9 protein-coding genes are annotated in these 11,001 nt (G+C 70.3%); 4 read left to right on the top strand and 5 right to left on the bottom strand.

All coding sequences use genetic code 11. The annotated features are described in order from the left end of the window. Nucleotides 1–184 precede the first annotated feature (184 nt). The 3 genes from HW445_RS08295 (at nt 185) to HW445_RS08285 (ending at nt 2,336) form a co-directional block, all read left to right on the top strand. Nucleotides 185–1,462 (top strand): S8 family serine peptidase, encoded by a 1,278-nt coding sequence (locus HW445_RS08295; protein ID WP_180220376.1) that lies wholly within the window; start codon nt 185–187, stop codon nt 1,460–1,462. Nucleotides 1,463–1,557: 95 nt separating this feature from the next. Continuing rightward, nucleotides 1,558–1,899, top strand: a complete 342-nt coding sequence (locus HW445_RS08290) for a WXG100 family type VII secretion target (protein WP_180220375.1) — start codon at nt 1,558–1,560, stop codon at nt 1,897–1,899. A 134-nt stretch (nt 1,900–2,033) separates the two neighbouring features. Next, complete coding sequence (locus tag HW445_RS08285; RefSeq protein WP_151775549.1) at nt 2,034–2,336, top strand: WXG100 family type VII secretion target; 303 nt, start codon at nt 2,034–2,036, stop codon at nt 2,334–2,336. Between the two features lie 108 nt (nt 2,337–2,444). On the opposite strand, the gene HW445_RS08280 is transcribed toward HW445_RS08285, so the two are convergent. From HW445_RS08280 to eccCa, 5 genes are all read right to left on the bottom strand, one after another. After that, on the bottom strand, nt 2,445–3,011 hold the full coding sequence (locus HW445_RS08280; RefSeq protein ID WP_180220374.1) for a hypothetical protein: 567 nt from the start codon (nt 3,009–3,011) through the stop codon (nt 2,445–2,447). A 62-nt stretch (nt 3,012–3,073) separates the two neighbouring features. Further along, entirely contained in the window at nt 3,074–5,368 is a 2,295-nt protein-coding gene (locus tag HW445_RS08275; RefSeq protein WP_180220373.1) for a DUF6571 family protein, read from the bottom strand. 16 nt (nt 5,369–5,384) lie between these two features. Further along, nucleotides 5,385–5,891 carry a hypothetical protein gene (locus HW445_RS08270; RefSeq protein ID WP_180220372.1) on the bottom strand — a complete coding sequence of 169 codons (507 nt, stop codon included), beginning with the start codon at nt 5,889–5,891 and terminating at the stop codon, nt 5,385–5,387. A 17-nt stretch (nt 5,892–5,908) separates the two neighbouring features. Then, nucleotides 5,909–6,142 carry a hypothetical protein gene (locus HW445_RS08265; protein ID WP_180220371.1) on the bottom strand — a complete coding sequence of 78 codons (234 nt, stop codon included), beginning with the start codon at nt 6,140–6,142 and terminating at the stop codon, nt 5,909–5,911. Continuing rightward, nucleotides 6,142–10,116 (bottom strand): type VII secretion protein EccCa, encoded by a 3,975-nt coding sequence (gene eccCa, locus HW445_RS08260; RefSeq protein WP_180220370.1) that lies wholly within the window; start codon nt 10,114–10,116, stop codon nt 6,142–6,144. The genes HW445_RS08265 and eccCa overlap by 1 nt, the downstream gene beginning before the upstream one ends. 301 nt (nt 10,117–10,417) lie before the next feature. Between eccCa and HW445_RS08255 the strand changes: the two genes are divergently transcribed. After that, nucleotides 10,418–11,001, top strand: a 584-nt coding sequence (locus tag HW445_RS08255) for an EsaB/YukD family protein (RefSeq protein WP_180220369.1), incomplete at its 3' end; no start/stop codon positions are given.

The following is an 11,001-nucleotide window of genomic DNA, read 5'->3' as shown; positions in this document are numbered from 1 at the left end:
CTCGCACCGGAACCCCGGGGGCACGGACGGGACAGGGTACCGGCCGCCCGCAGGCGGCGCCCGGCGGTGTGACCGCCACCCCCAGCGGGGCGGACACCCGGGGGAAGAGCCGTTTCCCCGGTGACGACCGGCGCGAGACGCCGCCCGCGGCGGGCTGACGACAAGAGCGACGCAGACAGGAGCCATGGTGCGCATCAGCAGACCCGGTAGGCCGACCGCCCGAAGCCGGTCCCTCGGCAGGCGGTGGTCCGCCGCGACGGCGACGCTCGGCGCGCTGGCCGCCCTCTCAGCCGGTCTGACTCCTCAGGCGGCAGCGGCCGACTGGCAGTCGAAGCAGTGGTACCTGGACGCCATGCGCGCCGAGGAGATGTGGAAGACCAGCACCGGCGAGGGGGTGAAGGTCGCGGTCATCGACAGCGGGGTCAATCCCGCGACGCCCTCCCTCAAGGGACAGGTGCTGACCGACGAGATCCCCGCTCCGCAGAACTACGGTGCCACGGAGGACTACGACAGCCATGGCACCAGCATGGCCGAGATCATCGCCGGGACGGGCGCAGGGGGAGGGTTGAAGGGCCTTGCGCCCGACGCCGAGATCATCCCGATCCGCATCGGCCTCTCCACACTGAAGGACAAGGCGGAAGCGGCCAAGGCACCCAGTGTCCTCGAGGCGATCAGGGCGGCGGCGGACAGCGACGCCAAGATCATCAGCATGTCCTTCGGCTGGGGAACGCCCACATGGCAGGAGGACGAGGCGGTCGCCTACGCCCATTCCAAGGGCAAGCTGCTGTTCGCGGGCGTCGGCAACGACGCAATGGGCAAGGGCTTCGAGGCCGAGACCATCGGCTACCCGGCCGCATACCCCTACGTCGTCGGGGTGGCCGCCGCCGACGAGAGCGGCACGGTGGGAGACTTCTCGGAAGCTGGCCAGTACGTGGATGTCGCCGCGCCCGGACTCGAAGTCCCGAGCTGGTGCGACGCCTCGTTCCGCTCCTACTGCATGCAGGAGGGCACCAGCGCCGCCACCGCCGTGGCCTCCGCCTCCGCCGCGCTGATCTGGTCCGCCCACCCCGACTGGACCGCGAACCAGGTGATGAGCGCACTGATCGACACGGCGGGCCGGGACTGGCCCAAGGACGTGCCGAGCAAGTACCTCGGGTACGGTCTGCTCCGCCCCCGTCTCGTGCTGGACGACGCGGACTACAAGCCGGCCGCCCCGGACGCCGACCCGCTCCACCGCGAGAACGCCAAGGGCAAGGCGCCCAGCCCGTCGCCCAGCCCCTCCGAGGAGAAGAAGGACGGCGCCGACCCGGCGCACGCCCCCGGCGGCGAGGATGCGACATCGGCCGCCGACACCGCGGACGACGGCAACGGCCTCCTGTGGCCGGTCGCCGGAGGCGCCGCGGCGGTGCTGGTGATCGGCGGCGTCGCCGTCGTGCTGCTGAGGAAGCGCCGCACCGGCTGACGGCCCTCCGACGCCGCCACCCGCATACCGACCGACCCCGAAAGCCGGCCAACCGGACGGCCATCAAGGACCGTTGACGAAAGGGACCACAGGTCATGGCATCAGATGGGCAGCTTCTCAGGGACAGCGAAGTCATCGCGCTCGAGAAGAACATCGTCGACCGCTTCGAGTCGATCAAGGGTCAGATGACCCGGCTGCAGGGCACCATCGACCAGCTCGAGGGCCACTGGCGGGGTATCGGCGCCGCGGCCTTCAACAAGAAGCAGGTCGAGATCAACGAGCACATGCGCGACATCGGCCAGCTGCTCGTGAAGTTCCTCGACAACATCAACGCGACCCGCAAGGACAAGGACAACCTCGAGGACCAGGTGCGGGCCACGATCGAGTCCATCGACGTGCAGTACGGCGGCAAGCACTCCGCGCTCAACGGCTACTGAGCCGACGCAGGCCCCGAAGCCGAAGCCGAAGCCGAAGCCGAAGTTGAAGCCGATGCCGGCGCAGGCATCGGCGCAGGCACCGGCACCGGCACCGCACCGCAACCCACGACGACGAGCAGGAGACGGGACAGAACATGTCGATGAGCCAGGACGAACTCGCGGTCAAGTACGGCGGTCTCGACGCCATCACCACCGAGCTGGGCAACCAGGCCCGGAAGCTGGAGGAGGACCTCGGCGCGCTGAAGTCCGCGATCGCGCAGGCCGCGACGGGCTGGGAGGGCGAGGCCGCGACCACGTTCCAGCAGGCGATGGTGGAGTGGGACAGGCACAGCAACGCCATTCACCAGGCGCTGATGCAGATCGGCCAGAAGGTCAGCGCGGCCGGCGGTGACTACCGCGGCGGCGACCTCAAGGCGGCCGGCTACTTCCAGGGCTGAGCACTCAGGACCACGGCACGACGGAACCGGGGCGGGGCGCGCACGGAGGGCGCCCCGCCCCGGTTCCTTGCTCTCGCGGCTCTCGCGGCTCTCGCGGCGAAAGGCCGCTCAGAGTTCACCCGCCGACCGGCAGAGGTCCGACTTCTCGACGGCCTTGGTGTAGGCATGGATGACGCGCTTCATCGCGTCGGCGTCCTCGTGCTCCGAACCGTAGGCACGCACGGCGGTGAACAGGCGGTCACCGTCGTCGGGAGCGGTGCACCCGGTCCGTCCGAAGCCTTCGCGGCCGGACCACAGGAAGTGGCCGTCGTCGGTGCTGTGGTCCGGACGCTCCAGACTGACACCCCCGGCGAAGTCGCCCGTGCGGGTGTCCGGCTCGTTCCACTCCACCGTCGTGGCCAGCACGTCCTTCCCGTCGACGAGGACGAGGCAGCCCGTCTTCCAGCTCAACTCGTCGTCCGAGTCCCGTTCCTTCACCTCGATCTCCTTGCCGGCGGGCAGGAACGGCGCCAGCTCGTCCGCGGGCACCGCGATCCCGCAGAGGCTCTTCGGCACCGCGTACTCCCGCTCCGCACCCCCGCAGGCCGTCAGGCCGGTGGCCATGACGACGCAGGCGCCGATCACGGCATACAGACGGGCGGTGGTACGGGCGGCGGTCCGGGACGACGACTTCACGGTGGTGCTCCTTGCTGGGAACGTGCGGGAAGGGTGGGGGAGGGCGGGCGGCGGACGCGGGCTCAGATGTCCGTCTTCAGGTCCGCCGCCGTCCCGTTGACGTTCACACCGGAGTCGGTGAACCCCTCCCGGGCCCCGTCACGGGCCCACTCGCCCACGTCGGGCAGGTCCAGGTTGTAGTTCTTCGCCGCCGTCTCGGCCGCCAGCTCGGTGTACTTGGAGTTGCTGTCCTTCCCACTCTCCCAGAGCTCGCCCATCACCGGGCCGGCCTCCTCCTTGGCCTTGCCCTCGGCGTCCGCGAAGATCCCCTCGAGGATCACACTGGTCGCCCCGCCCACCACGCCGCTGACCGCGGCGCCCGCCACCGGGGAGGCGATGAATGAGACACCGACCCCGGCCGCCGTACCGACGACGCCGGAGATCACGTTCTTGCGCTGGGCGACGGACTGCTCGTACGCCTTGTCCTTCTCCTCGGCCTCGCCCGCGACCTCCTCGGCCCGGCCCTGGGCAAGCGTCCCGGAGACCTCGCCGGAACCCTTGGCGATCTGCTCGACCACGAACTGCGGGTCCTGCGAGTAGCGCAGCGACTCGGGCAGATCGGGGTTCAGGTGGTACTCCATGAGGTTGCCCATGTAGGTCTTCTGGCCGACCTCGACCGCCGCGTACGTCTCCGGGTTCTGGCCGAGGGTGAACATCAGCCGCGTCGCGTCGCGGTGGTTCACCTCCGCAGCGGTCCCGGAGACCGGATACAGGCGGTCCGTGTCCCCGTCGTGGTCGTCGGTCAGCGCGCGATTGATGTCGGGCAGGTACTCGGAGGTGATCTGGCCGATGCTGTCGAACATGTAGCCGCGGTCGGTGAGTCGGCCGGGGTCCTCCGAGACCGACGCCGTGATCGCTTCGAACAGCCGGGCCTGCTCCGCGTTGTGCGCCGGGGTGTCCGCCGTCGGCAGTTCGCCCGCCGGATGCCCCGTCGTCGCCGCCTCGAGCGCGAGTGCCAGGTTGTTGCGGCCGATGTGCACCTTGTCGTCCTCCGGACCGTACTCCGGCGGCCAGTCACGCTCCTCGAAGAGGTACTCGAAGTTCGAGAGCGAGACCGGGCTCTTCTTGCCGTCGACCTCCTTCTCGAAGGGGTTGTTCTCCTCGCCCTTGTTGATGAACTCCTGGTTGAAGAAGCTCGTGGCCGCGTCCGGGTTGTTCGACAGTGCCTTGAGGTACCCGGTGACAGGGTCGTCGCCGCTGTCCTCACCCATGTGGTTGAGCCAGGGGTCCCAGTGGGTCCGGCCTCCCCATGCCCGCTCCGCGTAGTCCCCGTTGTAGGAACGGCTGCGCTCGGTCTCCATCAGCGAGTTGCCGTAGCGGGTGAGGAAGCTGTCGTCGAAGTCGCCGGCGCGCATCAGATTGCTCATCACCTGGAACCCGAGCGGGCTGTAGCCCTCCCGCACCGGCTTGTCGCCCAGCGCGATCATCTTGGTCTGCCAGTCCGCCATGGCGGGGGAATCGCTCTGTGTGGCGCCGGCCAGCGTGAGGCTGAGGTTCTTCTGCAGGTCGTCGAACTGATCCTCGCGCGCACGGAAGAGGTGCTCGCCGGTGCCCAGCCTGTCGTTGATGCCGGACCAGAACTCCAGCACACCCTTCGGGCCGAGGGTGGTCGCGAAGGTCTCGGCGAACAGCGGGTCGCCGGCGTGCTCCTTGAGACCCGCGTTGAGGCGGTCGAACTCCTCGGGCGACAGGTCCTCCGGCTTCTGCTTGGCCAGCTTGGCCATGTCCTCGGCGTCCCGCACGGCCTCCGCCGCGCTGTCGCGGTCGGAGTACGTGGCGTCGGAGAAGCCCAGCCGGCTCTGGTCGGCTATCGCGACGAGTACCTTACGGGCACTGTCGTCACTCTCCGTGGCCTTGGAGAGGATCCCCTGTATCTCGTCCCGCAGCGCGGTCACGTCGCTCGCGTCGTGCTCGGGTGGCGTGTGGCCCTTGGCGGCCCGGTCGGGGTGGATGTTCATGGTGACGGTGAACCCGCCGTCACCGGTGTCCATGACGGTGAGGTTCTTCTTCAGCCCGCGGTCCAGCGCATCGTTCAACTGACGGTGGTAGCTCTTCAGCTCGCCCGTCGTGTCCTTGAGGATGTTGTGGATGGTGGTCGCCTGGGTGTGGGCGTCCTGGAACTCACCCGCGGTCTTGCCGATGAACTCCTTGGTGACCTGACTGTTCTCCCCGGACCAGTTGGCCTTCAGCGAGGTCTTGTGGAGGCCGTCCTCGGCGTCCTTGGCCAGGGTCTCCAGGTTCTTGGAGACCAGTCTCCACTCCTCGACCGCCTCGTCGAGCCTGGAGAAATTGGCATAACGCAGTGCGCTCAGATCCATGGCAACTCGTCCCCCGTCACTTCTTCTTGTCGTCGCCGTAGATCGGGTTGGGCTTCGGAGCCTCGTGCGGTTCGACCCGCTCGTCGAAGCCCGCGTCCAGGGCGGTGATGCTGCTCATCTGCCGCAGGATGTAGTTCTCGTCGTCGTCGTGGATCCTGCGTGTCACCTGAAGATGGTTGCTGATGTGCGCGCAGGCGTCGAGGAGCGAGTTCAGCTGTGTGCTCCACTTCGTCGACACGTGGCTCAGCCCCGAGCCCAGGGCGAAGCCCTGGGTGGTGAGGTCGCCGGCCGCGCCGTCCACCGCCTCCTTCAGCCGGGCCTTGTCCCACAGCTGGTCGTAGAGGGTGTGCGCCTCCTTACCGATGGCGACCAGGTCCTTCTGGTGGACCTCGAGATCACCCGCGCTCGACGGCGGCCGGCCGGACCCGCCGCCCATGTCGTCAGGCAGCCGGTTCAACTGCATGTTCCCCGAGGCGCGTTCCGCCGCCTCGGACTTCAACTGCTCCCACTCGTCCCATGCCATGAGTGTTCTCCCCCGTTTCAGCTAGGTGACGGCGCCGTGGCCATGAGCCAGACGATGAGCGTCACGAATCCCAGTGAGCAGCAGATCAGGGCGATCCGCTGCCGTCGGAACGCCCCTTCGGAGGGCTCGTTGTGCTCCGGATGGGCGTAGTTCTTCGCCTGGAACCGCCACCACATCTTCTTCTGGTCCAGAAGCCCCAGCGCGCCGGGTATCAGCGAGACCAGGAGCCCGAAGATCATCAGTCCCGTCATCAGTACGCTCCCTCCGGCATGAGGCCCGTCTGGACCAGCGGCTTGCCCCGTCTGCGGGAGACGAAGACACCCCGCCCGGCCGGCATCGGCCGCGCCCGGACACCGCCGAGCAGGTCGCCCTCGGCCGGGTCGCCGGCCAGCACCACGCCCTGGGCGCCCAGTTCCTTGATGCGCTGGACGAACGCCTCGTAACCCGCGCGCCCGGCGCCCGCCGTGGAGCGGGCGATGATGAACCGCACGCCCACGTCCCGCGCGAACGGCAGGAGTTCGGTCAGCCCCGCCAGCGGATTGCCCTGCGAGGTGGACACCAGGTCGTAGTCGTCGACGACCACGTACACCGTCGGCCCGCTCCACCAGCTGCGGTCCCGCAGCTGCTGCGCGGTGACGTCCGCGGTCGGCGAGCGGCGGCGCATCAGGTCCGCCAGAGCCGCCATGTGGTGGTCCATCGTGTTGGACATCGGGATGTACTCGGCCAGGTGCGAGGTCGGGGTGACGTCCAGCAGCGAGCGCCGGTTGTCGATCACGAACAGCTTGCACTCGTCGCCCGAGTAGCGCTGCGTGAGCTGCCGGATCAGCAGCCGCAGCAGATTCGACTTGCCCGACTCGCTCTCGCCGAACACCAGGAAGAAGGGGTCCTGGTCGAAGTCGACGAACACCGGCTCCAGGTCGTTCTCGTCCAGCCCGAACGCCACGCCCCGCCGCGGGAACCGGTCGCCGGCCGGCAGCTCCTCCAGGGCCAGCCGGCGCGGCAGCAGCCGCACCTGGGGCGCCGGCGGCGCCGTCCAGTGCCGCGACACCTCCGAGGCCAGCGCCGCCGTCGCGTCCGCCAGGTCCGAGTCCGAGGTCAGGCCGTCGATGCGCGGCACCGCGGCCATGAAGTGCAGTTTCTGCGGCGACTGGCCCCGGCCCGGCACACCCGCCGGCACGTTCGCCGCCACCTTGCGGTCGAACTCCGAGTCCATGGTGTCGCCGAGCCGCAGCTCCAGGCGGTTCATCAGGTGGTCCTTGAGGTTGGAGCGGACCTCCATCGACCGCGAGGCGGTGAGCACCAGGTGGACGCCGTAACCGAGGCCGCGCGCCGCGATGTCCAGCACCACCTGCTCCAGCGCCTCGTACTCGCCCTTGAAGTTGCCCCAGCCGTCGATCAGCAGGAAGACGTCGCCCCACGGCTGGTCCGTCACCGAGATCGTGCCGCGCGCCCGCCGGTTGCGGAACTCCGCCATCGACGGGATGCCCGCCGCCCGGAAGTACTCCTCCCGCCGGTTCAGCACGCCGTACACCTCGGCGACCGTGCGCCGCACCCGCTCCGGGTCCAGCCGGGACGCCACACCGCCCACATGCGGCAGCCCCTCGATCGACACCATGCCGCCACCGCCGAAGTCCAGCCCGTAGAACTGCACCTCGTGCGGGGTGTGGGTGAGCGCGAACGACGACACCAGGGTGCGCAGCAGCGTCGACTTGCCGGACTGCGGACCGCCCAGGATCTGCATGTGACCGGCAGCGCCCGCGAAGTCCACCCACAGCGGATCGCGCCGCTGCTCGTACGGCTTGTCGAGGAGACCCACCGGCACCACCAGCCGGCCCGCGCCCTCGTAACCCGGCTGCGTCAGACCACGCCCCCGCACGGCCGTCAGCCCCGGCAGCAGACCGTCCAGCGACGGCGGGCTGTCCAGCGGCGGCAGCCACACCTGGTGGGCCGCCGGGCCCTGGGCCTCCAGCCGCTTCACGATCACGTCCAGCACCGTGTCCGCCAGCGCGTCGTCGGTCCCCGGCGCCTCGGGCTCGGCCACGCGCTGCCGCGGCACCGCCGCGTACCGCACCGGCACCTCCGCGGCGGTGAACAGCACCGGCCGCCGGTCCACCGGCAGCGGCCCGCCCGCGAGCGCCGCCTGCTGCGCCCCCGAGCGGTACACGCCCGACACGTAGGCGGCCTTGAACCGCACCATCTCGTCGGTGCCGAACTTCAGGAAGCCGGAACCCGGCACGTTCGGCAGTTCGTAGGCGTCCGGAACGCCCAGCGCCGCCCTCGACTCCGCCGCGGAGAAGGTCCGCAGACCGATCCGGTACGACAGATACGTCTCCAGGCCGCGCAGGCGTCCCTCCTCCAGACGCTGCGAGGCCAGCAGCAGGTGCACGCCCAGCGACCGGCCGATGCGGCCGATCTGCACGAACATCTCGATGAAGTCCGGTTTCGCGGTGAGCAGTTCGCTGAACTCGTCGATGACCAGCACCAACGACGGGATCGGCTGCAGCGCGGCGCCCGCCGCGCGGGCCTTCTCGTAGTCGTGGATGTTGGCGTAGTTGCCCGCGTCGCGCAGCATCTCCTGGCGGCGGTTGAGCTCACCGCGGATGGAGTCGCCCATCCGGTCCACCAGCGTCAGGTCGTCCGCCAGGTTGGTGATCACGGCGGCGACGTGCGGCATCCGCGCCATGCCCGCGAAGGTCGCACCGCCCTTGAAGTCGGCGAGCACGAAGTTCAGCGTCTCCGAGGAATGGGTGACCGCCAGTCCCAGCACCAGGGTGCGCAGCAGCTCCGACTTGCCCGAACCCGTCGCGCCCACGCACAGGCCGTGCGGGCCCATGCCCTCCTGCGCGGCCTCCTTCAGGTCCAGCATCACCGGACGGCCGTCCTCGCCGACACCGATCGGCACCCGCAGCCGCTCCGCCAGCGCGCGCGGCCGCCAGGTCCGCTTGGGGTCCACCGAGGCGGCGTCACCCAGGTTCAGCAGATCGGTGAACTCCAGGTTCGCCAGCAGCGGCTCGTCGTCGTCCCCGCCGGAGGCCATCCGCAGCGGCGCCAGCTGCCGGGCCAGCGCCTCGGCCGACGCGTACGACATCACGTCCGGCGTCCCCTCGTACACCGCGCCGTGCGCCGACTCCAGCCGCAGCGACGACGGCCGCACCGACATCGCCAGGTCACCCGGCACGCCCACCTGCTCGCCCGGCGCCACCTCGATCACCGTCACGCCCTGGAGCCCCTCCGGGCCGGCCAGCACCGAGTCCGGCGGCAGCGACACCCCGTCCAGCACCAGCACCAGGTGCGGTGTCTCCGGCAGCGGCGGAGCGGCGGGATGGAAGCGCGGCCGGCCCGACAGACGCCCGGCCAGCAGGTCCTCCAGCGCCCGCGGATCCTGCGAGATCAGCCGGCGGCTGCCCGCGCCGTCCGGGGCGCCCGGCGCCTGGGTGTGCGGCAGCCACTTCGCCCACTCCCAGTGCCCCAGCGCCTCCCGGCCCGCCGCGACCGCCACCACCAGGTCCTCGGGCGAGTGGAGCGAGGCCAGCGAACCCGTCATCGCCCGCACCAGAGCCCGTACCGACTCCGGTTCGCCGCTCACCGACACCCGGTGGAACGCCCGCAGGGACACCGCCATCGGCAGCTCCTCCAACATGGAGTGCACCGCCACGAACCGCTGCATCGCCCCCGCGGTCAACGGCTCCAACTGGTCCACCGGACCCGTCTGCGGCGCGATCAGCGGCGAGGCCAGCTGCTGCGGGCCCAGACCGATCCGCACCTGCGCGAAGTCCTCGTCGCCCGGCCGCCGTTCCCACACCCGGCTGCCCTCGGCGACCAACGCCCACAGCTGCTCGGGGGAGGGGTGCAGGTAGTACTGGGCGTCCCGCTGCGCCGTCGCGGCCTCCACCGCCCGCTGCCGGGTCTGCGTCAGGTACCCCAGGTAGTCACGCCGCAGATCGGCCAACTGCCCCTGGTTGCCCCGCCGGAAGCGCACCACCATCGCCACCGACATGGCGATGGTCGAGGCGATCATCACCATGCCCATGATCTTCATGAACGGCTTGTCGCTCATGAAGAAGAAGACCACCGAACCGCCCATGCCGAGCGTCGGCAGCAACTGCATCAGCACGCTCTCCTGATGCCCGCGCGGCAACTCCGGCGGAGGCTGCAGCACGATTTCTTCCGTGGGCACCTCGGACGGCAGCGCCCTCGGCGGGCGCTTCACGACGATGTGGCTCACTGGTCACCAATCCCCTTGCCGGGCCCCGCCGTTGTCCAGGGCTCCCCGTGGTCCGGGTATGCGGGCCGCGGCGTGATCCTACTGAGTCCGCCAGGGACCGGTGAGAGGTATGGTGCCGGATGTTCGCCCCGCCCGGACGGCCAGGTCCGCCCGCCGGCGCGGACACACGTGAACGACTTCGGACAACAGGGGCGTTCAGCTGCGACCGCGAGTCCCACCGGCGCTCCACGGCCACCGTACCGCCGCGCGCTCGGGTCACACGCACCCGTCACCGCACACCACCACCGAGGGGGAGCAGAAGGTGAGCACCACGGCCTCCGCGCCGGCCACCGGACAGGCCGGCCCCGGACCGGCGGGCCCGTCCGGAACGGGCGCCGGCTCCGGACTCGGCTTCTGCCGGGTCACCATCGTCGCGCCCGACAGCCGCATCGACGTCGCGCTGCCCGACGACATCCCGGTCGCCGACCTCTACCCGGAGATCCTCAGACTCTCCCGGCAGAGCCCCGCCGAGGGCGCGCCCGTCGGCTACCACCTGGTCCGCCGCGACGGCACCGTCCTCGACAGCGCCCGCTCCTTCGCGGCCCAGCGGATCCTCGACGGCGAGCTGCTCACCCTGCGGCCGTTCTCCGACTCGCTGCCGCCCGCCGTGTTCGACGACGTCTCCGAGGCCGTCGCCTCCGCCGTCTCCCGCGACCACACCCTGTGGAACGGACACCTCACCCGCACCGGCGGCCTGATCGCCGGGGGAGTGCTGCCCACACTGCTCGCCTTCGTCGCCTGGACCTCCCACCCCGGCCACGACATGCACGGCCTGCCCGGCATCCTCGCCGCCGTCGCCGGCCTGGTCCTGGTCGCCCTGGCCTGCGTCCGCGCCCGCGTCTACGA

The organism is Streptomyces sp. UH6, from assembly GCF_013421635.1.
Lineage (GTDB): Bacteria > Actinomycetota > Actinomycetes > Streptomycetales > Streptomycetaceae > Streptomyces > Streptomyces abyssomicinicus.
The sequence above is the reverse complement of the archived record's forward strand: the minus strand, read 5'-3'. Positions and strand labels throughout refer to the sequence as shown.